This is a genomic window from Rathayibacter sp. AC182, from assembly GCF_979253875.1.
Genome location: NZ_CEEDEK010000005.1, coordinates 285,298 through 309,771 on the forward strand (window position 1 = coordinate 285,298; position 24,474 = coordinate 309,771).

Below are 24,474 nucleotides of genomic sequence, written 5' to 3' on the forward strand. Positions count from 1 at the left end.
AGCGGACTCCGCTCACCGGCACCACGCGCCGACCAGCAGCGGTCCCCGGATCTCGCGCAGCCGCTCCAGCACCCGATCGGCCAGCGCCGCGGTGACCGACGACGCCTCCAGGTCGAAGGGGCCGAGCGGAGCGAGCCGCCCCGTGCGCACCCGCAGCACCTCCCAGCCCACCGCCCGCAGCGCGCGATCCTTGCGCCGGTCGGCCTCCTCGCGCTTCCCCACGTGCTCGAGCCCGTGCCGCCCCGTGGAGTCGTACTCGATCGCGACGCGCAGCTCGCCGAGGACGATGTCGGGCCACGCCTCGAGGTGGTCGAAGAACGGGCGCGACAGCCGGACCGCCGTGAGCCCCGCCTCGAACTCGAGCCGCTCGGCCAGCAGAGCCCGCAGGCGCGCCTCGACGGCCGACGCGGGAGGAGGCGCGCACCGGCTCGCGAACGGCTCGCCGACCGCGAGAGCGGGCGTCTTCGTGCAGACGGTCCGGCCGGGGGTCGGGCGGCGCGGAGGCACGGGGGCCGGTGGCGGCGCCTCTCCTCCCCGCGAGGCGCATCGGAGCCGCCCGTGGCCCCCGCGGGGCCGCCGCCTCGGCGCACTCAGGGCACCAGGACGACAGGCGCCGCTCGCGCCCGGGGCGCATCCGCTGCTCATCGGGAGTCGCGACGAAGACGTGCCCCGCATCGCAGAGCCAGCAGAGGTAGACGTCGGCGGCCGGCGGGATCTGGCTCAGGACGATGCCCTCGCTGTACTCGGGCCGGTACTGCCGCACGAGCACGGGGTACGACCGCCAGGCCTCGCGGTAGGTGCCGACCGCGTAGGGCACCTCCGCTCCGCGCGAGAAGCGCCGCCTCCGCCACCATCGTCCGATCGGTTCCGCCACGGCGGCACGCTAGCCCGCACCTCCGACACGACGACCGCGGGCGCCGGCGTCAGGCTCCGTGCCCGCGGTCCTGCTCGTCGATGTCGGCGATCTCGGCATCGTCGGGCTTGAAGGTGAGGGAGAACATCGCGATCGCGACGAGCACGACGATGAACGTCACCCCGAACGAGATCAGGCCCACGACGATCTCGCGGGTCGAGAGCAGCACGACGCCGCCGACGAAGAGCGCCATGACGGCCGAGAAGCCGATGAGCTCGAGGGGGCGCAGCCGGTCCTTCCGGGTCGGCTGGAAGGTGCGGGGACCGAGGTCGTCGGAGCCGGGCTCGGGGGTGGGGCCTTCGGGGGCGGTCATCGGTCTCCTCCGGTGGTCGGTGTGGAGGGCGCGACGGCGTCGGAGGCGCCTGCCCACTTGAGCGAGAACGCCGCGATCGCGAGGTAGACCCCGACCATCACGGCGTAGGCCCCGAGGAGCCCGACGGAGACGACGGGGTGCGGCGGGAGGACGGCGAACACCGCTCCGAGCAGGAGGGTGCCGGCCCCGACGACCACGGCGTCGCGTGCGGCGAGCCCGCTGCCGCGGCGGCCCGAGACCAGCTCGAAGGTGCCCGCGACGAGCCCCAGCCCGAGACGAGCGCGATGAGGAGGAGGAGCGAGGGCACCGGCAGGGCGACGAGCGCGAGCACGCCGGCGAGGAGCGTCACTCCGGCCGCCACGAGGGCGGGCGTGCGGGCGGGGCCGACGGACCGGAGCCCGAGGGCCAGCGACGCGGAGCCGGAGAGGAGCGCGAAGCCCCCGAAGACGGCGAGGCCGAGGGACGGGCTGTGGTCGGGCGAGAAGGTGACCACGCAGCCGGCCGCGGCTGCGACGATCGCGCGGCCGAGCACGAGGAGCCAGGAGCGGCTCGCCCTCTCGGCGGTGTCGGCGGCATCGGCCACGATCGAGCCTCTCTGATGGTGCGGTGGGTCGGAGGTCCGCGGGAGGCGAGCGGACCGAGCGACGCCGCCGGGTCCGACGCAGCGGGACCCGCCCGGGGGAGGATCGAGAACGCGGACGCTGAAGATTTTACGCGTCCCCGGGCGCGGTGGGCGCCGAGAGGCCGTGGGACGGCCGGATGCTCGGCCATCCCGCAGGCGGAAGGGGTGCGGGAGCGCTCCCTCAGAGGTTCGGCGCCGGTCTGTTTCGGCAGCGTAAAAGACCTGAGCACTCCTGCACGGGCTCGTGCCGTCCGGTCCCCCCTCGCCATCGTGGGGCCGACCCCTTCCGCGTGCGGTCGCGTCTGTCGCGCCGCCCGCTCCCTCACCCCTCTGGCGCGGGCCGGATCCCCCCACCGCCCCGCCGCCCCACGAACCCTGGAGTTGATGCCGTGAACGGACTGGATCTCGCGATCCTCGCTCAGCGAGCCCGCGATCTGGCCTTCAGCAAGCTGGTAGCCGGCGGCTTCCACCGCTTCGGCAAGGGGTCGCGCATCTGCCTCCCCTTCCGCATCGGTCCCGGCCACGGCCGCCGCATCTCGATCGGCGACAACGTGCTGATCAGCGCGAACTGCATGCTGATGGTCCCCTCCGACGACGCGCCCACCCCGGCGCTGATCATCGGGAACCGCGTCCGGATGAACATGACCGCCATCACGGCGGTCCAGAGCGTGATCATCGAGGACGGCGTGGGCATCGCCCGCGGCGTCTACATCTCGGACCACTCGCACGGGTTCTCGGACCCCGAGAGATTCATCCGCGACCAGCCGGTCGACCGCATCGCCCCGGTGCGCATCGGCCGCGGCGCGTGGCTGGGCGAGAACGCCGTGATCATGCCGGGCGTGACCGTGGGCCGCGGCGCCGTGATCGGCGCCAACGCCGTCGTCCGCGAGGACGTGCCCGACTACTCCGTCGCCGTCGGGGTCCCGGCGCGCGTCATCCGGACCTTCGCGTGAGGACGCCCCCTGTGAGCGATACCACCGTCGTGCGCGACGTGATCTTCACCTTCTCGTACGAGACCTACACGGACGCGGCGGCGCGGGGCATGATGCGCCCGCCGGACCGGATCCTCAGGACGCTCCGCGAGAGCCCTCAAGTCGGCCGCCTCATCGTCGCCAACCCGTTCCGCTTCCTCCCCACGTCGCTGGCGCGCACGGCGCTGCGCAAGGAGGCGCCCTTCCCCGGGACGCCGCTGGAGGTGCTGCACTCGCCGCTGCGGATGCGCAGGACCGATCCGACCGACATCGCCGGATCCTCGAGCGCGAGTACGCCGCCTACGACCGCGGCCTCGCGAAGCTCGCGGACGAGCTCGAGATGGTGCGCCCCGTCGTGGTCACCACGAGCCCGTCGTCGCCGGCTTCGCGCCGTTCGAGTGGGCCGAGCACGTGATGTTCTTCGCCCGCGACGACTGGACCACCTCCACCCGCTGGAAGAGCCACTGGCCGGCGTTCCAGGAGGCGTACCGACGGGTCGCGACGAGCGGCCGCTCCGTCACCGCGGTCTCGCAGGAGATCATCGACCGCATCGCGCCGACCGGGCCGCACGCGGTCGTGCCCAACGGAGTGGCTCCGGAGGAGTGGAGCGGACCGGTGCCCGACGCGCCGGAGTGGCTGCAGCGGATCCCAGGTCCCCGCGCCCTCCACGTGGGCACCCTGGACGACCGCCTGGACGTCGAGGGCATCGTCGCGGTCGCGACGGCGCACCCGGACCTGCAGATCGTCCTGATGGGGCCGCAGCCCGACCCCGGGTACCTCACTCCGCTCGCCCGGTTCGGCAACGTCCACCTGCACCACTCCGTCGGGCGGCGCGAGCTCGTGGCGACGATGCGCAACGTGGAGCTCTGCCTGCTCGCGCACCGGCGCACTCCGCTGACCGAGGCGATGAGCCCTCCAAGCTCTACGAGTACGTCGCGAGCGGCTGCCCGGTCATCTCCGTCGACCTCCCGCCCATCCACGGCATCAGCGACCGCATCAGGATCGTGCCGACGATGGGCGAGTTCGCCGCCGTGATCGACGAGGCCCTGGCGGCCGGTCGCGCCACCGAGGAGGAGCGGATGGGCTGGGTGAACGCCAACTCGTGGGCTGCGCGCCACACGACGGTCCTCGACATCCTCCTCGACCGCGACGGTGCGCGATCGGGTCACGCGTCCGCAGTGTGACCCGATCGGGTGTGTGGTAAATCCCCCTAGCGGGGGAGGGAGCCGAGTAGCACATCTCGTCGGGCCCTCTATATCGTGGGGGTGGCATCGCCGCCCGCCCGTCCGATCCGCGTCCCGATGCGCGATCGCACCCCAGGACGAGCGGTCTCCGGACGGCCACCCGCCCGCCAGCGTCGAACCCTGACGTCGCCCCCAGCGAACCCGCCCGACACGGGCACCACCCGAACCCGACCAGTACCGCCCCGCAGCGCAGGCCCACCCCCCTGCCCTGAGCGCCGCTCCGGCCCGCGCCGGAACCCTCCGGTGGTGCGACGGCTCCGAAGAGAGCAGTGGAGCCCCGGCTCCCGCACACCGCGACACCGCCCCACCCCCGCACTGCCGCCACACACAGCATCCTCCGGACGCCGAGCCCAGCAGGCTCCCCCGGTCAGGAGAAGGGTCCCCATGTCACAGTTCCTGTTCGTCTGCTCCGGTGGAGGGCACCTGAAACAGCTCTTCACGCTGGCGTCCCGCTTCGGCATCGATCCCGCTGACCAGCACCGGGTGACCTTCGACAACGGCCTCAGCCGCTCGCTCCTGGAGGACCGCCGGGTCACGTTCAGCCGCTTCGCCGCTCCGCGCGACGCGATGCCGATCGCGCAGAACGCGCTGATGGCGCACAAGATCCTGAACCGCGGCGACTACTCCGCCGTCTTCAGCACCGGATCCAGCCCCGCCGTCTCCTTCATGCCGGAGGCGTCCCTCCGCGGGATCGAGTGCCACTACATCGAGAGTGCGGCCCGCGCCGACGGCCCCTCGATCACCGGCCGCATCGTCTCGCGCTTCCCGGGGGTCAACACCTACTCGCAGTACCCGGTCTGGGCCGATGAGCGCTGGCAGTTCGGCGGTTCGATCTTCGACGCCTTCACCACCGGGCCGATCCGGCCCGTCGAGACGATCGGCAAGGCCGTCATCTCGGTCGGCACCCAGGACCTCTACCCCTTCGACCGGCTGATCGCCGCCGCCGTGCCGCTCCTGACGGGCGCCGACGTGCTCTGGCAGACGGGTCTGGCCGACGTCTCGTCGTACGGCATCGAGGGCCGCGCCAGCGTGCCCCACCACGAGCTGCAGGAGGCCGTCGAGGAGGCCGACGTCGTCATCGCCCACGCCGGCACGGGAGCGGCCGTCACCGCCATCGAGGCGGGCAAGGTGCCGATCCTGGTGCCGCGACTCGTCGCGCGCGGCGAGCACATCGACGACCACCAGATCCAGATCGCCCGCGAGCTCGACCGTCGCGGACTCGCGATCGCCGCGGCACCGGAGGAGCTCACGCCGGAGCTGCTGCTGCGGGCCGCCAGCGCGACCACCGGCCGCGTCGAGGACGTCGCGCCGTTCCGGTTCACTCCCGGCCGTGCGCGCGCTCGGAAGGGCCGGACGGCACCCGTCCTCGGGAGCCGCGCCGCGACGCGCCAGACGACCACCTGACGCGTCGGGGGCGGCACTCCGCTCCTCCGGCACCCATGACGAACGCCCCCGGCCCGCTCGCAGCGGTCGGGGGCGTTCGACGTGGTGCGGGCGCTCAGCCCGCGTTCGCTAGCAGCGCCGTCCAGGCCGTGTCCGCGATGCGGCCCTGGCCCGCGAGGGACGGATGGAAGTGGTCGACGTCCGAGAGGTCCTCGGGCGTGACGTCGAAGTCGTGCAGCGCTCCGCCGTCGTAGACGCAGTTCGCGACCGCCGCGCACGCCTCGGACAGCGCCGTGTTGTACGCGTCGATGGTGGTGTCGACGTTGGCGCGGCGCGCGACGGACTCGGCGTCGTCGTTCGCGGGCTCGTACAGGAGCGAGTTGCAGTTCGAGCTGCCGCTCCAGCGCTCGACGGCCTCGGGGTTCGTGCGCTCGACCTCGAAGAACGAGAGCAGGTCCGGGATGGAGGACACGAACACGGTCGCCTCCGGGGCTCCCGAGGCGAGGGTGGCGAGGCTGGTGTCCACGGCGGCGCGGAACGCCTCCGGGGTCGTGATCTCGCTGCTGCGCTTGCGGCAGACGTCGTTGGCCCCGATCAGGAACAGCACCAGGTCAGGATCGGCCGCGACGACCTTCTCGGCCTGACGCGGCATCTCGGCCGAGGTCGCGCCCTTGGCGGCCACGTTCTCGATGGTCGGCACCGCGCCGACGGCCTCGCCGGCCCGGCGCGCGATGGAGTCGACCGACTCGTCCTCGCCCGTGGCCCACGAGGCGCTCGGGCAGGGCTTGTTCTGACCGCACGCGGCGACCGCCGCCGTCATGGAGTCGCCCATCGCGACGATCGTGCCCGCCTCGAACGGCAGGGCGCCGGCGGGCGCGGGCCCGCTCGACTCCTCGGGCGCCGGCGACGACGTGCAGCCGGCGAGCAGCGCGGCGGCCACGGCGACCGCGGCGACGAGCCGGAGCGGACGGAGGGAGCGGGTCATGCGGCGCCTCCTTCGGCGGCGGGAGCGGGCGCCGGGGTCTTGGGGCCCTTGGGCTTGGGCTTCCTGACCTGCTTCACGAACGCCAGGATCTGGTCGAGGTCGCGGCGGTACGCGGGGATCAGCATCGCCACGGCCAGCGGCACCAGCGAGGCGAGTCCGCCGACGATCAGGTGCAGGATCGCAGGCAGGTCGGTGTACTGGCCCATCATCCACGCGGCCGCGAACATGAACGGCACCACGAGCACCGGGCGAAGGACCGGCACCACGATGTCGGAGCCCGTGATGAAGGTGCCGCGGATCGCCAGGTAGAAGCCCGGGATGAGCAGGGTCAGGGTCGTGAGGCCGTAGAGCAGCGCGAGACCCTCAACGCCGTTCCACCAGATGCCGACGAAGAACGAGCCGATGACGATCGGGCGGGTGACCACGTAGTACACGAGCTGGCGGTGCACGCGGCCGAGCGAGATGTAGATCCAGCCCTGCACGTTGCCGATGCCCTGCGCGATGCCGGCGATCGACAGCAGCGACAGGATCGTCGCCGAGGCGGTCCACTGCGGGCCGAGCAGGAGCTCGACGAGCGGACCCGACAGGGCGGCGAGGACGCCGAACGTCGGCAGCGTGAGGTAGCCGACGACCAGCAGGGCACCGCGGATGTAGCGGCGGTACCGCTCGCCGTCGTCCTGGAGAGAGGACAGCACCGGCAGCGCGACGCGGCCCAGGGGGCCGTTGAGCTGCTGCAGCGGCAGGAGGAAGAGCGAGTAGGCGCGCGAGTACTGGCCGAGGACGCCGTCGCCGAGCTGGCGGCCGATGATGACGTTGTCGAGGTTGCGGGCCGCGTAGTTGAGCAGCTGAACGCCGAAGATGCTGCCGCCGGTGGTGACCAGCGGGACGACCTCGCGCGCGATGCGCGGACGGCCGAACTTGGGCCGCGCGGCGACCCACAGGGCGATGAAGCGGTAGACGAGCGCCCCGCCCTGGAGCACGATCAGCGACCACACGCCCCAGCCGAGGAACGCCGCGATGATCGAGCCCACGACGCCGACGAGCATCGACATGACGTCGATCTTCGCCATGAGGCCGAAGCGCATCTCCTTCTGCACGCGCGCCTGGAGCGGCATGCAGAGGCTGTTGATGAGCAGGGTCGGCGCGACGGCGAGCGTCAGGACGATCAGTCGGTCCTCGTTGTAGAGGGCGGCGATCAGGGGCGCGCAGGCCGCGATCACGATCGTGCCGACGATCCCGAGGGCGACCGACAGCCACAGCACCGAGCGCCAGACCGTGTCGCTCATCTTCTTCGACTGGATGATCGCGCCGGTGAGGCCGAAGTCGCGGACGAGGTCGGCGACGCCGACGATCGCCGTGACCATCGCGAGCAGACCGAAGTCGCTCGGCGCGAGCAGTCGCGCCAGGACGATGGTCGAGAGCATCTGGATCGCGGTCTTGCCCCACAGGCCGCCGAGGGTCTGCATGACGCCGCGGCTCGCCTTGTGCCCGAGGGAGTCGGGCTTCTTCGGCGGCAGGTTCGGCCCGTCGCCGACGGTGGGCGACTGCGCGATGGCGTCGGTGGCGAGGGTCTCGGTCGTGTGGGCGGTGTCGTCGATCGCCGCCTCGATCTGGTCGTCGGTGGCGCGGGGCCGGGCGGAGGAGCCGCCTGCGGGGGTCGACCCCGTCACGCGCGCGTCGTCTCGTCGCGGTTCCATTCGGGTACGCCTCCTCGAGCGATGATCGACCGGGCCTCGAGGCGCGGTCGCAGATAGCCGTAGCAGTAGATGGGGAAGGCCGGCCACAGAGCGGGCCGGCGCACGACGCGCTTCACCAGCGCGGCGATGCCGCCGCCCGCCGGAGCGGGACGGTCGGGCACCAGGCCGGACGCGGCGAGCTGCGCGTTGCCGATGGCGATGCGCACGGTGCGCTTGATCTGGTTGCGCATGCGGCGCGGAGCCTTGACCGAGAAGGAGCGACCCGCAAGGGTCAGCCGCTCCTCGGGAGCGAACAGCTGCTGCACGAACCGGTCGTCGGCGATGATGTCGGGGAACGCGCCGAAACGGCTCCGCCCCTCCTCGGAGAGGCCGTAGATCCCGGAGCCGACCAGTTCGCTCACGCGGTAGTCGGACAGCTCCCAGATCGAGTAGTGCGCGCGGACGGGCCACGACGCACCCTCGGTGTCCACGTGGAACTCCGGTGCGGCGACGAGCGGTCCGCCGGAGCGGGCCAGCTCGTCGCCCAGCGCGACCAGCGTCTGGGCCGAGACGCTCACGTCGGCGTCCACGTAGATCCGCGGGAACACCGTCGCGAGCTCGTCGGCCGCGTTGAGCCCGGCGGTCTTGGAGGCCGTCGAGGTCTCCGCGACGAGGATCCGGGGATCCACGGCGCGGGCGACCTCGGCGGTGCCGTCGGTGCAGCCGTTCGCTCCGACGACGATCTCGAGGCGCCCCTCGGGATCGCCGTCCACGAGCACCCGGAGGAGCCGTCCGATCACCGCCGCCTCGTCGTGCGCGGGCACGACCACGCTGACGCGCATGCTCACGACTCGATGGGAGCGGGTCTGCGCACCACGTGGTCCGACGAGGGGCCGCCGAGGCGGGGCCCGATCGCGGGTCCGTTCTCGGGCTGCGGCCGGGGCCGGACGAAGGCCGACACGTGCCCCGCGTCCTCGGGTGCCAGGCGCCGGCGCGGAGTGCTCCGCGGCGCCTCCGTGAGCGTCCACGCCCCGATGGCGAGGAAGACCCAGAAGAGCATGAACGCCTGGTAGAAACCGAACGCGTCGTAGAAGTACGCCGCGATCGTGTAGCCGATCAGCAGGATCGCGATGGCGAACGCGAGGCTCGCGTACTGCGGCGTGCTGGTCTTCGTGAACGAGTAGCGGAGCAGCATGATGACCGGCACCAGGAACAGCACCGCCAGTCCGATGACGCCGACGGCGCCCGCGTCCATCAGCGTGCCGAGCCACTGGTTGTCGAGGATGAACGCGTTCTTGTCGTCGCCCACCACGATGCGGCTGCCGACGCCGGTGCCGAAGAACGGGTGCTCGCGCACGATCGCCATCGCCGGCTCGAGGTCGGCGAGGCGGCCCGCTCCGGCCATGCCGGCGGACGTGTACTGCGACGCGATGAGGGCCTCGGGGTCGAGGAACGAGCCGATCATGTCGGTCAGGATCTTCGGGATGACGAGGAAGCCCAGGCCCAGCACGGGGATCGCTCCGAGTGCGAGGTACCCGCCGACCTTCGGCCGCAGGATCAGCGTGATGAGGAACATCACGCCGAGGGTGACGATCGCGGTGCGGGACACCGCGGTCACGACGCCCAGCAGCAGCGCGAGGATCGCGCCGTAGTAGACGATGCGGCGGTTGATCTCGTTCAGCGGCCAGCGCGCCCACTTCGAGAGGTAGACCGCGATCGGGATCATCATCGTGAACATGACCGCCAGAGCGATCGGGTGCTGCGACGAGCCGAAGGAGCGGTAGCCGCCCGCGCGGTACGCCTCCTGCTCGGCGCCGAGGCGCTCGAGCGGGAGGAACTGGTCCAGGCGCGTGAAGATGTTCTGCTGCGTGGCGCGCTCGAGGACCGCGAAGAACGCGACGAGGACGGCCGTCCACACGAGGAAGGTCAGGACCCCCTCGACGAGGTGCTCGCTGCGCATCATCAGACGGGCGACGAAGTACACCGACAGCATCAGCACGTCGGTGACGATCGCACCGGCCACGCCGCTGCCGAGGCCGCCCTCGGCGATGAACTCGACGTTCGCCGCGATCGAGAGCAGGCTCGTGCCCACCCAGATCGCGAGGGGCCAGCCGAACGCCGCCGGGCGCCAGACGAACGCCGGGTCGATCAGGAGGGCCACGATCGCCGCGACGACCATCAGCACGATCACGAGCCGGTAGGGCTCGAGAGCGAAGCCGATCGGGATCGGGAGGGAGTAGTACCGCACCGGGATGAACATGATCACGCCGAGCAGCACGATGAACGCGCCGGTCCAGTTGAAGACGAGCTTGCGCGTGAGGTAGAGGAACGAGATCCCGAAGAGGGCGGCTCCCGCGATGAGCGGGTTGAGGTAGTAGCACCGCCGCCACCGCGACCCCCGCCAGGAGCAGGGTCGCGATGGCCGCTCGGATCGTAGCGTCCGGCGGACGAGGATCTCGCCCGCGTAGGGGTCGTCGTTGCCCGGGATCGGGAGCGGGGCCCCTTCACCGGCTTCGTTCTCGTGCTGGTGCTCATCTGAGGAGTCCGCGTCAGTGGCGCTGCGCTTCCCGGAGGAGGCGAGCTCACCCGCCCCGGCGGGGTTCTCGGTGGCCGAGCCGATGGCACCGGCCGAGCGCTGGCCCTCGGGGGCGCCGGTCAGCGCCGGACCGCGGCGGAAGGACTCGCCGCGACGCGGGCCTCTGGCGGTTCGCGGTGACGCGCTCCCGCGAGATGCGGATGTTGTAGAGGATGAACGCGAGGGCGATGAACGCGAGGAACACGCCGATGCCGGTGATGGCGATCGGGATGATCGGGTTCGACCCCTCCTGCTCGACGGCCGTGCCCTGGTCGGTGACCGACAGGGTCACGCGCTGCTCGGGAGCGACTCCGCGGCGTCCTGCTGGGCGCCCACGTAGGCCTGGAAGATCTGCGACGCGGTCTGCGAGATGAGGACGGCGCGGTCGGGGTCGGTCGACTCGCCGACGATCGAGAGGATCGGGAGGCTGAAGCGGCCCGGGTTCTGCTCGGTGCCGGCCGGCTGAGTGGTGCGGTGCGGACGGCGCTCAGCGCCTCCGTGTCGGTGAGGCCCATGGCCGCCTCGACCTGCGCGCGGATCTCGGATCCGCTGACGAGGTAGGCGTAGATGACCGCCGTGTTGGTGAGGTCGTTCTGCTGGGCCTCGGACTGGCTCCTCGGTGATCGGCTCCCCGGGCTCGATCGCCGCGAACGGGTTCTGCGGGCCACCGCCCAGGAGGATCGTGGTGTCGGAGCGGTACGCGGCCTCAGCGCGCGAGACGACCTCCCCGTCCTTGACGGTGTAGCCGGCCACCATCGCGGCCAGCACGGCGACGACGATGCCGAAGGCGAGGAGCCATTTGTAGCTCCAGAGCACTCGAAGATAAGGGGGACGGACATCTCGGTCTCGACTTCCAGACGGCGAGGTGTGGGACCTCGGGCGACGCGCCGCGTGCTCGGAGGTTGCACTGCTGCTGCAAACGATGCGAGCAACGCCTCCGTCCATCACGGCGGTAATGGCGGAACGGTGTGGTGTGGCTGTCGACGTCTGGAGACGAGGACGGACCTGGTGCGTGTGGCGGATCTGAAGGGTGTCGCACGGGGCGACGGCACCGCACCGGGGCGGTACCGGGTGGGCTCGACTCCGCGCCGTCCTCCGGGCATGCCTGCAAGTGGGTCGGAACGGGCAGAGAACCGGGACCCCGCGAGTGCGGTGCCCCGACACACTCATTGTGACCATAACCCACCGCACAGCGATGCCGGAAGTATTGCGACTGTGCCAAGTCTGGCCGACGTCCGACCCGCCGAGCCGGGTGCGGACTTGCGTTCCCTCTCAGATGGACGAGGATGGTAGTCCTTGTTCATTCCTGAGCGCGCCGCCCTCACGACAGGAGACGCATGGATGATGAGCACCAGTGCTCCATGCCTGCCGCAGACCACCACGACCGCCCAGCGACCCGTGAGGACCGCTCCGCGACCCCTGGCGACGGCGCGGCCGACGCTCGTCCCGTGACGGCCCGCGGTACCGAGCCGACGCTGTCGATCCTCTACTCTGTTCCCGCACGCCATCGGCTCGCCGGGGATCGGCTGGACCGCCCTGCACCAGGTGCGGGCCCTGGCCGACGCGGGCCACCGCGTCACCGTGGTCGCCGCCTCGATCGCGGCCCTCCGGGCCCCGTCGCGCGCGCCGTCACCACGCTGACCGTCGGCGGGGTGCGGCTCCCGCACCGCCTCTTCGGGCGCAGCCGCTCGATCGCGCACCACGACCGCGTCACCGCCCGGATCCTCGCCGAGGGCGAGTACGACGTCGTGCACGGCTGGCCGTGGGGCTCGGCCCGGACGTTCGACGAGGCCGTCCGCCGGGGCGTGCCCTCCGTCCGCGAGGCGCCGAACACCCACACCGCGCACGCCTTCGAGGTGGTCATGGAGGAGTACGAGCGGCTGGGCATCACGCCGCCGCCCGGCTCCCCGCACACGTACAACGCGGTGCGGCTGCGCCGCGAGGAGCGGGAGTGGTCCTCGGCCACCGCGATCCTGGTGCCGTCCGCCTCCGTCGAGCAGACCTTCCTCGAGAAGGGCTTCTCCCCGCGCAAGCTCCTGCGCCACCGCTACCGGCGCGCTCGTCGACACCGAGCGCGTGATCGATCCGGATCCGCGTGGACGACCCCGACCACGTCTTCACGGCGGTCTACATGGGCCGCATCGAGCCGCGGAAGGGCCTGCTCTACGCGCTGCAGGCGTGGCGCGCCTCCCGGGCGAGACGGCGTCGGGCGCTTCCTCGTCTACGGCGACTTCACCCCGGGTACCGGGACCGCCTGGCGGGCCTGCTCGATCAGCCCTCGGTCGAGCTGCGCGGCTTCACCCCCGACGCGGCGGGCGTGTTCCTCGAGGCCGACGTGCTGGTGCTGCCGACCATCGAGGAGGGCAGCGCGCTCGTGACCTCCGAGGCGCAGGGCGGCCGGCTGCGTGCCGCTCGTCTCCTCCGCCGCGGGGGCGAACCTCGAGGACGGCGTGCAGGGACTCGTGCACGAGCCGCGCGATGTGGAGGCGCTGACCGCGCACCTCGACCTGGTCTCCTCCGATCGCGAGCTGCTGGCGAGGATGCGCCGCGCCGCCCTCGCGAACCGCAGCCAGCTGACCTGGGACCGGGCGAGCATCGACCTCGTCGAGGCCTACCGCGCGGCGATCCGGCTCGTGCAGGACGACTCCGCCCCACCCACCGAGCACCCGAGGAACGACCGCCCGTGAGCCCCAGCGACGTCTCGATCATCCTCTGCACCCGCGAGCGGCCGGACATGCTCCGCGAGGCGCTGGCCGCCATCGCCGCGGGCACCGACCCCGCCGTCGAGGTGATCGTGGTCGACTCCGCCTCGACCGACTCCCGCACCCGTGAGGTCGCCCTCGCCGCCGGGCGCGCGCTACGTGCGGACGGACGTGAAGGGCCTCTCGATCGCCCGCAACGTCGGCCTCGCGGCGAGCGAGCGCGCGATCCTCGTCTACACCGACGACGACTGCTCGCCGACTCCGGGCTGGATCGAGGCGCTGATCGACGCGTTCGCCGAGCCTCGGGTCACGGTCGCGACCGGCCGGATGCTCGACCACACGCTCGTCGGCACCGACGTGCCGCCGACCGACCGGATCGTCTACCGCACCGCGGTGAGGGGTCTGGACGCCGGCCACGGCGCGGTGATGGCCTTCCGCCGCAGCACGCTGCTCTCGCTCGGCGGCTTCGACGAGGTGCTCGGCGCGGGCCGGTTCCTCGCCGGAGCGGAGGACCTCGACATCTTCTGCCGGGCGCTCAAGGCGGGCGGCACGGCCGTCTTCGTGCCCGACAGCGTCGTGCTGCACGTCAACACGCGCAATCCGTCCGCCTACCGGCGCCTGATGCGGGCTACGGACTCGGGCTCGGCGCCCTCGTCGGCAAGTGGTGGCGCCTGTCACCGCTGATCGGCGCGCGCCTGACCGGCGACGCTGGCCGTCCGCAGCGGGCGCCGACTCTCCGCTCGGCGAAGCGCCGAGGACGCGGGGCGCGCGACGAGCTCGCAATGCTCGACGGGATCCTGCGCGGCTACCTCCGCTCCCGCCACCTGCGCCTGTCCGGCTCGGTCTTCGTCGACGAGTTCCCGCCGACCCCCTCCGGCTGCCCGCCGCCGCGAGCACCGCGCCCGACGCCGGGTGAGCACGACGCGCTCGACCGACCCGACTCCGACCCGCCCGCAGGGAGCCCGATCATGACCCGCACCCCCGTCGATCCGGTCGAGCGCACGCAGAGCCCCTGCGCACGCTCGACGAGAAGTTCGTCAGCAACGCCATCGCGTTCGAGGCCGCCCGCCCGTCGCGACCATGGTCGTCGAGAGCGCGCCCTTCCGCCGCGAGGACGGCTCGCTCGACCGCGAGCTGGTCCTCACCGCGTGGGAGCGGTTCATCGTCGCCTCGCCGGCGCAGCGCCAGCGCCTCGTGCGGGCGCCCCTGGGCCTCTTCACCCCCTCCTGGGTCTTCGCCGACTCCGTCGACGTGCGCGACCACGTGCGCTTCCACCCCGGGGTCGTCGAGTGGGACCCGCGCCGGACGGAGCTGCTGACCGGCCTCTTCAACGGTCCGATGGACCCGAAGGGCCCGCTCTGGGACATCCTCGTCGTCGAGCTCTCGACCGGGCAGCTGGCGTTCCCGATGCGGATCCAGCACGTGATGGGCGACGGCATGTTCGGCCTGATGCTCTTCACGACCTTCACCGAGGAGAAGCCGTACGACGTCGCGCCGTCGGGCGGGCACCCGCTGTGCTTCCCCGACGATCCCCCGGCTCCGCGCGGGCCGCTGGGCCTCGCGATCGCCGCGCGGCGCACCATCGCCTCGTCCTACGACTCCTTCGCCGACGAGTGGGCGGACTGGAAGCGGAAGCCCCTGAAGAAGCGGCTGCGCCGCGTCGGCGGCCGGCTGATCCGCAGCCCCCGCGACGTGTGGATCCGCCGGTCCGGACTCGTCCAGCGCACCGTGAAGCCCAAGGACGCGGCGATCATCACCGTGCCCGTGCAGGCCGCGAAGGCGGCCGCCCGGGGCGCGGGCGGGACGCTCTCGGACCTCACCGTCGCCCTAGGGCTGCACGCGTTCGCCGCGATGCACCCCGAGCGGAGCGAGATCGCGACCCTCGTGCCCATCTCGCCCCAGCGCGACCGCACGGCCGAGAAGCGCAACCACATCACCATGGCGCGCGTCTCGATCCCCGTCGGCCTCGGCCTGCACGAGAGCATCGCCTCGGTGCACGAGCAGATCCAGCAGGCCAGCATCACCGGCGAGTCCGGGATCACCCGCGGAGTCCGCGACTGGCAGGGCTACGCGTCCTACCTGCCCGTCTTCCTCCGCCCGCGCTACTTCGGGCACGCCCTCGTCGAGGCGTTCACCCTGTGGCCCACCACCGAGCCCTCGGACGAGGCGGCGCTCTTCTCGAGCTCCTACCTCAAGCGCCTCGACTTCGCCGTGCAGGTGAGGGCCGACCTCGATTCCCGCGCCTTCGTCGACTCGGTGGTGCGCTCGCTCCACGAGCTCGGCGTGCCGCCGGTCGACTGGCCCGAGGAGGCGCCCGCGGGCAGCTCCCCGGCACGACCACCACTCCCTCCTCCGAGAACGGAACGACCCGATGAGCCAGGGCGGCGGACCGCTGCGCACCCTCACCAAGGTGCGCACCTACCTGCAGGCCGTGCGCCTGCTGCACTCCACGCGTACAGCCACGCCGACCAGGTCCCGCGGCTCACGCGCGGTGCCGACGTGTCGTTCGCGCCGAACGTGTCGTTCCGCAACGCCGAGCGGATCACGATCGGCGCCGGCACCTACATCGGCGAGAACTCGCTCGTGTGGGCCGGCAACGCGACCGGCCGCATCACCTTCGGCGAGAAGTGCCTCCTGGCGCCGAACGTCACGGTCACCGCGTCCAACTACGGCATCGTGCAGGGCACCCCGGTGATGGACCAGGCGAAGGTCGAGCGCGACATCGTCATCGGCCGCGACGTGTGGCTCGGAGCGAACGTGGTCGTCACGGCCGAGTGACGATCGGCGACGGCGCGATCGTGGGCGCCGGAGCGGTGGTCACCAAGGACCTCCCGGCGAACTGCATCGCGGGCGGCGTCCCCGCCAAGGTCATCGGGCAGCGACCGGAGGCGACCGGTGCCTGAGTCGGCGAGCACGACGGGGTCCGCGAGCGCGACCGCCGTCGACACGAGCCTGGCGATCGTCGTCGTCAGCTACAACACCCGCGAGAAGACGCTCGCGTGCCTGGACTCGATCCCCCGCGGCGACGCTCCGGACGCCCCCGCACGTGATCGTGGTCGACAACGGCTCCGCCGACGGCAGCGCCGAGGCGATCCGCGCGAGCGCACCCCGAGGCCACCGTGATCGAGGCGGGCGACAACCTCGGCTTCGCGCGCGGCGTGAACCGCGGAGTCGCGGCCGCGACCGAGCGCTACGTGCTGCTGCTGAACCCGGACACCCTCGTGCTCGACGGCCTCGTTCCGCGCGCTGCTCGACTTCGCCGTCGCGAACCCCCGCTACGGGGTCTACGGCGGACGCACCCTGCGACCGGACGGCGCGGTCGATCCGTCCTCGTGCTGGGGCGCCCCGAGCCTGTGGTCGCTCCTGACCTACGCGACCATGCTCTCCACCGCCTTCCGCGGCAACCCGCTCCTGGATCCGGAGTCGCTCGGCCGCTGGCAGCGCGACACGGTCCGCGAGGTGCCGATCATCACCGGCTGCCTGCTCCTGATGGAGCGCGCGCAGTACGAGCGCGTCGGCCGTCTCGACGAGCGCTTCTTCCTCTACGGCGAGGACGCCGAGTTCTCGATTCGCGCCCGCCGTGCGGGTCCTGGCACCCGTGATCGTGCCGACCGCCGTGATCGTGCACGACGTCGGAGCCTCCACGCGCGACGCCGCGACCGAGGGCAACTCGGGCCGCAAGATGTGCATGGTGATGGCCGGCAAGGCCACGATGATCCGTCTCGCCTGGAAGCCGCTGCCCGCCCGCGCGGGCATCGCCCTGCTCCAGGCCGGTGCGCTCGTGCGGACGGTTCTCGGGACGGCGACGCGGCGCAAGCGTCGCGCCTGGACCGAGGTCTGGCAGCGCCGCGCCGACTGGCGCGTGGGGTACCCGGAGGCGGAGCGCACGCTCTTCGGCCGCGTCCCCGGCACCGGTGCGGCCACGGAGGCGGCCCGATGATCGCCGGCGGCACCCGCACCCTCCGCTCGCGGCTGCGCACCCGGCTGCGCGGCCTCCTCACGCCCGAGAGCGCCGTGAGCCGACGCCTCGTCGTCGAGGCGGAGCCCGCGTTCCGCACCCGGTACGCGAACCCCTGCAACGCAGCGCCTCTACACGGCGATGACGGCCGAGGGAGCGCTCGTGCGCGACCTCTCGTGGTTCCGTTTGCTGACCTCGAAGATCGACATCGTCCACCTGCACTGGCCGGACCTCACGTTCCTCAGCGGGATCCGCCGCTACCGCGTCGTCGCCCGCCTGGTCTTCTTCTTCGGCTTCCTCCGCATCGCCCGGCTCCGCGGCACGCGCCTGATCTGGACCGCGCACAACGTGACCTCGCACGAGGAGCGGGCGACCCCGTTCCTGCGGAACTGGTACCGGCGACTGCTGACCGAGAACCTCGACGCGATCATCTGCCTCTCCCAGGAGGGCGTGTCGGCGATCCGCGTCTCGTACCCGGAGCTCGCCCACGTGCCGGCGTTCGTCACCCCGCACGGGCACTACCGCCACGACTACGACTTCTCGCCGAGCCGCGCCGAGGCGCGCGCGGAGCTCGGGCTCGACCCCGACGCCCGCCTCGTGGTGTCGGTGGGCCAGATCCGGCCGTACAAGAACATCCCGACCCTGATCGAGCAGTTCCGCGCCCGAGAGGACGACGGCACGCTGCTCGCGGTCGCCGGCAATCCGGCGCGCGGACCACTGCGCGGAATGATCGAGGAGGCCGTCGGCGGCGACCCCCGCATCCGCCTGGAGCTCGCGTTCCTCAGCGACGAGCGGATCGCGCTCTGGCTGCGCGCGAGCGACCTCGTCGTGCTGCCCTACTCGGCGATCCAGAACTCGGGATCCGCGATCCTGGCCGTCTCGGCCGACCGCCCCGTCCTCGTCCCGGATCTCGGGTCGATGCACGAGCTGGCGGCCCTCGTGGGTCCGGAGTGGGTGCGCCTCTACCGCGGCACGTTCGACCGCCCGGTCCTCGACGAGGCGCTCGAGTGGCTCGACACGCGTGAGGCCCCCGAGCGGGCCGATCTGGCGGAACTCGGAGTGGGACGCCATCGCGCGCTCCACGATCGCGGCGTATCGCCTCGTTCTGGGGGTACGGCCTCGGCGTGTCGGTGCGGGATCGGCCCCTGTTCGTCACGAAGTGGAAACCTCGCGCCGCTAACTTAGGCGCTCGAAGCCCACTTCCACTCCTCCGTCCGGCCCCGAACCGGACGGTCGTCGGCCCTCGCTGCCGACGAGGCGCTCACGACCGCCCGACAGCGGCCCGGCGCATCCTCCCCACCCGATGCACCCGGTGCACGCACGCCCACGACCAGCACGACCAGCACTGACAGCACAGTGCGCAGCCCCTCCACCGCACGACAGCCACTCGCACCGCCCGCCCGGAACGCAGTGACGCGCACGCCGGGGCCGCACCCTCACCGGGGCGGCCCCGGGCCGCCGAACGATCACGAGGTCCTCCCCTCGCTCCCCGGGCACCGCCCTCGCCCTCACGAGTCGATCGGACGACACCCATGCCCAGAGCAGCCCACTCCCGAACAGCACTGTCCGGACCCGCCCTGTCCAGAACAGCACCGTCCAGAACCTCCCCGCGCGGATCCCTGAGCGCGGCCCTCCTCGCCCTCGTGGTCCTCGTGGCGGCGCTCGTCACCGCTCCCGCTGCCACCGCGGCGGTGCCCGACCGCTGGACGTCCCCGACCGGCACCGGCACCGCCTGCAGCCAGGCCGCGCCGTGCGCCCTCTCCACCGGCGTGCAGAGCGCCCCCGCGGGCAGCACCGTCCGCCTCACGACCGGCACCTACCCCGACGCGACCCTGCGCGGCGGCAAGGCCACCGCGGCCCAGCCCCTCGTCGTCACCGCCGCTCCCGGGGCCTCGCCCGTGCTCACCCGCGTCAAGAGCTACGTGGCGAACATCGTCTGGTCCGAGATCGCCGTGTCGACCACGTTCTACCTCTACGGCGCGAACCAGAGCATCGAGTCCGCCCACTTCGACGGCGGCGGGCTCTTCGTCCGCAACGACGGCGCGGTCGTCCGCGACTCGCTGTTCGAGAACGGCTCCTCCATCGACGGCATCCAGGTCGGCGGAGCGTCCGACGTGCTGATCGAGGGCAACACCGTCCGCGACTACGACCAGGACAAGAACAACGGCCTCCACGCCGACTGCATCCAGGTGTTCGAGAGCACCGGCGTCACCCTCCGCGGCAACACCCTCTCGAACTGCTACAACGCGGGCATCATCTTCTCGCCGGGCGCCGGGGACGGCATGAGCGACATCACCGTCGAGTCGAACTTCGTGCAGAGCTGCGTCGTCAAGACCGCGCAGTGCCGCGGAGGCTCGGCCGCCGACTTCCGCGAGGTCACGGCCAGCGACCTGCTCATCCGCAACAACACCTTCGTCGACGGATCGCTGCGCGTCGGGGGCGCGACGAACACGGTCTTCGACCGCAACATCGTCAGCTACCTGGCCGCGTGCGACAGCCCGATGACGAACACCATCGTGTCGTCGTGGAACACGAAGCTCTGCAAGGCGCCTGCGCTGCGGAACGCGCAGGGCAACATCCAGGGCAGCCCGCGCTTCGTCTCCGAGGACACCGGCGACCTCCGCCTCGTCGACGGCGACGAGGCGCTCGTCGAGGGCTGGGGATCCACGGCCCCGCCGCGCGCGACATCGACGGCTCCGCCTTCTCGCGGAACACTGCCGGAGCCCACGCGGCGAAGGCCGGCGGACCCGCGCCGACCCCCTCGGCGACCGCGACGGCGACCGCCGCCCCGACCGCCTCGCCCACGGCGACCGCGACTCCGGACCGCGACCCCGACGCCCACGCCGACCTCGACCGTCCCCGTGCCGGTCCCGACGTCGACCACGCCGATCCCGGCCCCGACCGAGGAGCCCGGAGCGACCGAGCCGCCCGCCGTCGACACCACCGCTCCCGAGGTCGCGATCACGTCGCCCGTCTCGGGTGCGGTGATCCGGGGCATCACCACCGCCACGGTGACCGCGACGGACGACACCGCCGGTCACGGCTGTCGCCTTCTACCTCGGCAGCCTGAAGGTCGGCGACGCGACGGCCACGACCGGCACCACCTGGGAGCTGACGACGACCACGGCCGGCCTGCGCGGGACCTTCCCGCTCACCGCCCGGGCGACCGACGCCGCCGGCAACACCGGCATCAGCGCTCCGGTCACCATCACGCTCCGCTAGCGCGGCGTCCCGGCGAACGGCCCGGTCCCCTCCCTGCGGAGCGGGCCGGGCCGTTCGGCGTCCCCTCCCACGACCCGCTCCGCCCGTCAGGTCGAGCGCGCAGCGGAGGCGAGCCGTAGCGTCGGAGTCCCGCGGCCGTTCCGAGGACGCGGCGAGAGAGGCCACTGATGAGCGAGAACGAGCAGACCGGTCCCGTCATGGACGGCGCGGAGGACGCGAGCAACGACGAGAAGCTGAGCGGCCTCGTCGAGCAGGTCGACCACGACCACGGAGCAGAGGGCGCGGGCGCCATGGCCGACGAGCTGCGGGAGCGCGCCGACGAGACCGACACGGAGATCGTCGCCGAGGAGGAGTGACGGCACCGCTCCCGCGCCGCACCCTCAGCGCGGGAGCGCCGCCCTCGCCCGGTGCAGGAACACCGCCGTCATGATCGCGCGGGTGCGCGCGGGGGACGCGTCCAGCGGACCCAGGATGCTCTCGATCCGCTCGAGCCGGTCGTAGAGGGTCTGCCTCCGATGCCCAGGGCCACCGCGGTGGCGGTCTTGCCGCCCCAGAGCGAGGCGTAGGTCCCGAGCGTCGCCAGCAGGTCGGGCCGCTGGGCGAGGAGGGGGCCGAGGAGGTCCTCGACGAAGTCGTCGGCGGCGGGAGCGTCGCGCAGTGTGCTCGCGAAGCGCTCGAGCCGGTGCTGCCGCGCGTCGACGACGCGGCCCGGGAGCGCCCACTCCCGTACTCCCCGCACCTCGGCGAGCTCCCGCGCGAGCGAGCGCTGATCGCCGATGCCGCTGCCCACGCACACGGGCCCCGCTCCCTCGACCCCCTCCAGGAGCACCGCTCGGGCCGCCTCCATCGCCGCCGCGCTCGCGAAGGGCAGCAGGGCCAGCAGTTCGGTGCCCACGACGCTCAGCACCGGCTCCGACTCGGCCACGGCACGCAGCGCGCCGCGCACCTCCTGCAGCGACCGCTCGTCGTGCCCGGCGTCGGCCGACACCCCGAGGTAGCGCTCGCGCCCGCCGGCGCCGAGTCGCTCGAGGAACGCGTCGACCTGGAGGTCCACCGACGGCGGCTGCTCGGTCGCGGTGAGCACGGCAACGAGCTGGGCCGCGAGGCGCTCGGCGATCGCGGGCGGCCGGTGCCGCAGGACCGCGATCGCGAGCACGTCAGGGGCGCGATCCAGCGCGACGGCGACCGGGTGCACGTCCGCGTCGGCGTGCGCCCGGAGGTAGAGGGTGCCCAGCAGGGAGTCGCCCGCCCGAAGGACGCCCGAGAACGCGCCCGCCGTGCGCGTCGTGTCGACGCCGCGGCCGGGCTCGGCCCGCGCGATCGGCTCGCCGGTCGGCGAGACGAGGGAGGCACTCGCTCCGGTCTCCGCGGCGACGACCTGCAGCAGCTCCTCGACGCCCGCTTCGGCGGCGGCAGCCTCGCCGAGCAGACCGGACAATCTGTCCGCCAGGCGCAGACTCCGGAACTTCTGCTCGGTGAGCGCCGTGTTGATGCTCTCGCACACCTGGACGAAGGGGACGCGGCGGGAGAGCGAGAGCACGGGCAGGCCGTGCTCGAGGGCGGCGGCCACGAGCGGTGCCGGCACGGAGGAGCCGGGTCGACAGCTCGATGGCGAGGGCCCCGATCCGAGCCGCGACCAGGGATTCCACGTACCGCCGGCACTCCGCCGGATCCTGCTCGAGCGAGAGGTTCACGCCCTCCATGAGCAGGAGCTCCCCGCCCAGGAGGAGCGGCCCCACGTCGAGCTGCTCGCTCGCGTGCGCCCAGCGGATCAGGGAGCGCTGCGCCTGGGGGCCTCCGGCGACCACGACGGGCAGGGCGGCCGACAGGCGGGGTCGCGGAGCGCATCCGCGAGCAGGTAGGCCATGCAGAACGTCCTCTCGCGTCACGGCGAATTTACACGGGTGCGCGGCGCGCGAAACCGCTCGGGAGCAGAGTGGGCTCATCCGCCGACCGCGTGCACGCTCCCCGCCGCCCGGCCCCTCCTGCTCCACCTCACTCCGAGAGGACCCGCCATGAGCACCGACGCCCTGCACGGCACCACCGATTCCGAGGAGAGCGCTCGCGCCCTCCCCGACTCCCGGCGCACCGCCCGGATCGACGGCCAGTTCTGGATCTGGGCCGGGGCGAACATCGCCCCGATCAACTGGGTCCTCGGCGCGCTGGGCGTGAACATGGGCCTGGGCCTCTGGGACACCGTCACCGTGCTCGTGCTCGGCAACGTCGTGGGCATGGCCGTCTTCGGCTTCTTCGTGCTGCTGGGCCAGCGCACCGGCGTGACGGGCATGCTGCTGGGCCGGGCGGTCTTCGGCCGCCGCGGGAACTACGCCCCCGCCGCCGTGCAGGCGGTCGTGGTGATCGGATGGTGCGCCATCAACACCTGGATCGTGCTCGACCTCGTGATCGCCCTGCTCGGCTCGGTGGGTCTGGTCGATCCCGAGGCGTCGAACGTCGGCTGGCGGATCGCCGTCGCGGCCGTGATCATGGCGATCCAGGTCGCGATCTCTTTCCTGGGCTACCGCGCGATCGCCGCGTTCGAGCGCTGGACCGTGCCGCCGACCCTGGTGGTCCTCGCGGTGATGTCGATCGTCGCGTGGTTCTTCCTCGACATCGACTGGTCCTACGCCGGACCCGCCGAGGGCGCTCTGACCGGCGGTGACCGCCTGGCCGCGATGTCCATCGTGATGACCGCCATCGGCATCGGCTGGGGCCTCACCTGGCTCGCCTACGCCGGCGACTACTCCCGCTTCGTCAGCCCGCGCGCCTCGCGGCCCAAGCTCTACTTCGCCATGCGTGCTCGGCCAGTTCATCCCGGTCGTCTGGCTCGGCCTGCTCGGCGCGACGCTCGCGACGAAGAACGGCGGCGTGGACCCGGGCGAGCTCATCGTCGACAACTTCGGCGCCCTCGCGATCCCGGTGCTCCTGCTCGTCGTGCACGGCCCCATCGCCACCAACGTCCTCAACATCTACTCGTTCAGCATGGCCACCCAGGCCCTGGACGTGCGCCTGGGCCGCCGCACCCTGAGCCTGATCGTCGGCGTGCTCGCGTTCGCCGCCTCCGTCTTCTTCGTCTTCCAGGACGACCTGGCGACCACGCTCGACGCCTGGCTGGTCGGACTCGTCGGCTGGGTCGCTCCGTGGGGCGCGATCGTGCTCGTGCACTACGCGGTCTTCGAGAGCGCGTGCGCTCTGTTCGGCCACCTCTTCGCCCCGGTCGGCTCGCCGCTGCTCCCGGACGTGCGCTGGCGAGCCCTGCTCTCGTTCGCGATCGGCGCGACGCTGACCTGGATGTTCATGAACGGCTCGGTGCCGGCGCTGCAGGGCCCGGCCGCGACCGCTCTCGGCGGCATCGACGTCTCGTGGCTGGCGGGAGCCGTCTCGGCCGGTCTGGCCTACCTGCTGCTCGGACGCGGCGACGCCGACGAGTGGGTGCAGCGCCGCGAGGCCCTGGAGCGGTCGCCGCGCGCGGCGCGAGCCGGTCCTCGGGTAGCCGGCCCCGTCACTCCGCTCCTCTCTTCTCTCCTCCACGATCCGCACCACCGCACCACGAACGGAACCGCCATGCCGCTGCTCATCACCGACGCCTCCGTCATCACCATGGACCCGGTCTCGGGTGCCGTGCCGATCACGGCGAGCATCCGCATCGTCGACGACGTGATCGCCGCGATCGGCCCGGGGCTCGCGCCGGAGCCGGGCGACGAGGTGATCGACGGCCGCGACCGCCTGGTCACCCCCGGCTTCGTCAACGCGCACACCCACTCGTGGGAGTACCTCTACAAGGGGCGCTACGACAACCTGCCGCTCGAGCTGTGGATGCTGCTCTCGTACCCGATCCTGGGCGACAGTCGCGTCGCTCCCGACCTGGTGCGGCTGCGCTCGTCTGCTGTTCGCGCTCGAGTCGCTGAAGGCG

Annotated in this window: 25 protein-coding genes and 3 pseudogenes; 17 read left to right on the plus strand and 11 right to left on the minus strand. The window is 72.4% G+C overall.

The window, feature by feature from the left end; translation table 11 throughout:
- Positions 1 to 12: 12 nt before the first annotated feature.
- The 3 genes from AC0CII_RS11750 to AC0CII_RS11760 all read right to left on the minus strand — a co-directional run bounded on the left by AC0CII_RS11750 (position 13) and on the right by AC0CII_RS11760 (position 1,809).
- On the minus strand, positions 13 to 507 hold the full coding sequence (locus AC0CII_RS11750) for a hypothetical protein (protein ID WP_465229523.1): 495 nt from the start codon (positions 505 to 507) through the stop codon (positions 13 to 15).
- 416 nt (positions 508 to 923) lie between these two features.
- Positions 924 to 1,226: a hypothetical protein gene (locus AC0CII_RS11755; RefSeq protein WP_465227630.1), complete on the minus strand. Its 303-nt coding sequence runs from the start codon at positions 1,224 to 1,226 to the stop codon at positions 924 to 926.
- A 97-nt stretch (positions 1,227 to 1,323) separates the two neighbouring features.
- Positions 1,324 to 1,809, minus strand: a complete 486-nt coding sequence (locus tag AC0CII_RS11760; RefSeq protein WP_465229524.1) for a hypothetical protein — start codon at positions 1,807 to 1,809, stop codon at positions 1,324 to 1,326.
- Between the two features lie 428 nt (positions 1,810 to 2,237).
- Between AC0CII_RS11760 and AC0CII_RS11765 the strand changes: the two genes are divergently transcribed.
- From AC0CII_RS11765 to AC0CII_RS11780, 4 genes are all read left to right on the plus strand, one after another.
- Complete coding sequence (locus tag AC0CII_RS11765; protein WP_465227628.1) at positions 2,238 to 2,801, plus strand: acyltransferase; 564 nt, start codon at positions 2,238 to 2,240, stop codon at positions 2,799 to 2,801.
- Positions 2,802 to 3,230: 429 nt separating this feature from the next.
- On the plus strand, positions 3,231 to 3,854 hold the full coding sequence (locus AC0CII_RS11770; protein ID WP_465229525.1) for a glycosyltransferase family protein: 624 nt from the start codon (positions 3,231 to 3,233) through the stop codon (positions 3,852 to 3,854).
- Complete coding sequence (locus AC0CII_RS11775; RefSeq protein WP_465229526.1) at positions 3,833 to 4,003, plus strand: hypothetical protein; 171 nt, start codon at positions 3,833 to 3,835, stop codon at positions 4,001 to 4,003. The genes AC0CII_RS11770 and AC0CII_RS11775 overlap by 22 nt, the downstream gene beginning before the upstream one ends.
- A 444-nt stretch (positions 4,004 to 4,447) precedes the next feature.
- Entirely contained in the window at positions 4,448 to 5,467 is a 1,020-nt protein-coding gene (locus AC0CII_RS11780) for a glycosyltransferase (RefSeq protein ID WP_465229527.1), read from the plus strand.
- 94 nt (positions 5,468 to 5,561) lie between these two features.
- On the opposite strand, the gene AC0CII_RS11785 is transcribed toward AC0CII_RS11780, so the two are convergent.
- The 6 genes from AC0CII_RS11785 to AC0CII_RS11810 form a co-directional block, all read right to left on the minus strand.
- Positions 5,562 to 6,431, minus strand: coding sequence for an SGNH/GDSL hydrolase family protein (locus AC0CII_RS11785; protein WP_465227625.1), 870 nt, complete (start codon positions 6,429 to 6,431; stop codon positions 5,562 to 5,564).
- Positions 6,428 to 8,101, minus strand: coding sequence for a lipopolysaccharide biosynthesis protein (locus tag AC0CII_RS11790; protein ID WP_465229528.1), 1,674 nt, complete (start codon positions 8,099 to 8,101; stop codon positions 6,428 to 6,430). Before AC0CII_RS11790 ends, AC0CII_RS11785 begins: the two co-directional genes overlap by 4 nt.
- On the minus strand, positions 8,098 to 8,949 hold the full coding sequence (locus AC0CII_RS11795; RefSeq protein ID WP_465230882.1) for a glycosyltransferase: 852 nt from the start codon (positions 8,947 to 8,949) through the stop codon (positions 8,098 to 8,100). The genes AC0CII_RS11790 and AC0CII_RS11795 overlap by 4 nt, the downstream gene beginning before the upstream one ends.
- 2 nt (positions 8,950 to 8,951) lie before the next feature.
- The gene (locus AC0CII_RS11800; RefSeq protein WP_465229529.1) at positions 8,952 to 10,385 is read right to left on the minus strand and encodes an O-antigen ligase family protein; all 1,434 of its coding nucleotides are present in this window, start codon (positions 10,383 to 10,385) and stop codon (positions 8,952 to 8,954) included.
- A gap of 304 nt (positions 10,386 to 10,689) precedes the next feature.
- Positions 10,690 to 10,974, minus strand: a complete 285-nt coding sequence (locus AC0CII_RS11805; RefSeq protein WP_465229530.1) for a hypothetical protein — start codon at positions 10,972 to 10,974, stop codon at positions 10,690 to 10,692.
- The gene (locus AC0CII_RS11810) at positions 10,971 to 11,498 is read right to left on the minus strand and encodes a hypothetical protein (RefSeq protein ID WP_465229531.1); all 528 of its coding nucleotides are present in this window, start codon (positions 11,496 to 11,498) and stop codon (positions 10,971 to 10,973) included. Before AC0CII_RS11810 ends, AC0CII_RS11805 begins: the two co-directional genes overlap by 4 nt.
- A gap of 1,315 nt (positions 11,499 to 12,813) precedes the next feature.
- Here AC0CII_RS11810 and AC0CII_RS11815 point away from each other — a divergent pair.
- The 12 genes and pseudogenes from AC0CII_RS11815 to AC0CII_RS11870 form a co-directional block, all read left to right on the plus strand.
- Positions 12,814 to 13,014 (plus strand): annotated as a pseudogene (locus AC0CII_RS11815) (hypothetical protein); the annotation flags it as partial.
- Positions 13,015 to 13,087: 73 nt separating this feature from the next.
- Entirely contained in the window at positions 13,088 to 13,369 is a 282-nt protein-coding gene (locus AC0CII_RS11820) for a glycosyltransferase (protein WP_465229532.1), read from the plus strand.
- Positions 13,366 to 13,509, plus strand: a pseudogene (locus AC0CII_RS11825) (glycosyltransferase family 2 protein); the annotation flags it as partial. The gene AC0CII_RS11820 and the pseudogene AC0CII_RS11825, both read left to right, overlap by 4 nt.
- A 1-nt stretch (position 13,510) precedes the next feature.
- Positions 13,511 to 14,068: a glycosyltransferase family 2 protein gene (locus AC0CII_RS11830; protein ID WP_465229533.1), complete on the plus strand. Its 558-nt coding sequence runs from the start codon at positions 13,511 to 13,513 to the stop codon at positions 14,066 to 14,068.
- A gap of 396 nt (positions 14,069 to 14,464) precedes the next feature.
- Entirely contained in the window at positions 14,465 to 16,162 is a 1,698-nt protein-coding gene (locus AC0CII_RS11835) for a wax ester/triacylglycerol synthase domain-containing protein (RefSeq protein ID WP_465229534.1), read from the plus strand.
- Entirely contained in the window at positions 16,159 to 16,287 is a 129-nt protein-coding gene (locus AC0CII_RS11840) for a hypothetical protein (protein ID WP_465229535.1), read from the plus strand. Before AC0CII_RS11835 ends, AC0CII_RS11840 begins: the two co-directional genes overlap by 4 nt.
- Positions 16,280 to 16,507: a hypothetical protein gene (locus tag AC0CII_RS11845; RefSeq protein ID WP_465229536.1), complete on the plus strand. Its 228-nt coding sequence runs from the start codon at positions 16,280 to 16,282 to the stop codon at positions 16,505 to 16,507. Before AC0CII_RS11840 ends, AC0CII_RS11845 begins: the two co-directional genes overlap by 8 nt.
- Positions 16,504 to 16,986, plus strand: coding sequence for a hypothetical protein (locus tag AC0CII_RS11850; RefSeq protein ID WP_465229537.1), 483 nt, complete (start codon positions 16,504 to 16,506; stop codon positions 16,984 to 16,986). The genes AC0CII_RS11845 and AC0CII_RS11850 overlap by 4 nt, the downstream gene beginning before the upstream one ends.
- The gene (locus AC0CII_RS11855; RefSeq protein WP_465229538.1) at positions 16,983 to 17,324 is read left to right on the plus strand and encodes a hypothetical protein; all 342 of its coding nucleotides are present in this window, start codon (positions 16,983 to 16,985) and stop codon (positions 17,322 to 17,324) included. The genes AC0CII_RS11850 and AC0CII_RS11855 overlap by 4 nt, the downstream gene beginning before the upstream one ends.
- 159 nt (positions 17,325 to 17,483) lie before the next feature.
- On the plus strand, positions 17,484 to 18,527 hold the full coding sequence (locus tag AC0CII_RS11860; protein WP_465229539.1) for a glycosyltransferase: 1,044 nt from the start codon (positions 17,484 to 17,486) through the stop codon (positions 18,525 to 18,527).
- A gap of 347 nt (positions 18,528 to 18,874) precedes the next feature.
- Positions 18,875 to 20,683 carry a right-handed parallel beta-helix repeat-containing protein gene (locus AC0CII_RS11865; RefSeq protein WP_465229540.1) on the plus strand — a complete coding sequence of 603 codons (1,809 nt, stop codon included), beginning with the start codon at positions 18,875 to 18,877 and terminating at the stop codon, positions 20,681 to 20,683.
- Positions 20,684 to 20,731: 48 nt separating this feature from the next.
- Positions 20,732 to 20,920 carry a hypothetical protein gene (locus AC0CII_RS11870; RefSeq protein WP_465227613.1) on the plus strand — a complete coding sequence of 63 codons (189 nt, stop codon included), beginning with the start codon at positions 20,732 to 20,734 and terminating at the stop codon, positions 20,918 to 20,920.
- Between the two features lie 68 nt (positions 20,921 to 20,988).
- Here AC0CII_RS11870 and AC0CII_RS11875 read toward each other — a convergent pair whose 3' ends face one another.
- Positions 20,989 to 22,149 carry a helix-turn-helix domain-containing protein gene (locus AC0CII_RS11875; protein ID WP_465231099.1) on the minus strand — a complete coding sequence of 387 codons (1,161 nt, stop codon included), beginning with the start codon at positions 22,147 to 22,149 and terminating at the stop codon, positions 20,989 to 20,991.
- 25 nt (positions 22,150 to 22,174) lie between these two features.
- Positions 22,175 to 22,510, minus strand: a pseudogene (locus AC0CII_RS11880) (PucR family transcriptional regulator ligand-binding domain-containing protein); the annotation flags it as partial.
- 69 nt (positions 22,511 to 22,579) lie between these two features.
- Between AC0CII_RS11880 and AC0CII_RS11885 the strand changes: the two are divergent.
- The gene (locus tag AC0CII_RS11885) at positions 22,580 to 24,469 is read left to right on the plus strand and encodes a cytosine permease (protein WP_465229541.1); all 1,890 of its coding nucleotides are present in this window, start codon (positions 22,580 to 22,582) and stop codon (positions 24,467 to 24,469) included.
- Positions 24,470 to 24,474 lie beyond the last annotated feature (5 nt).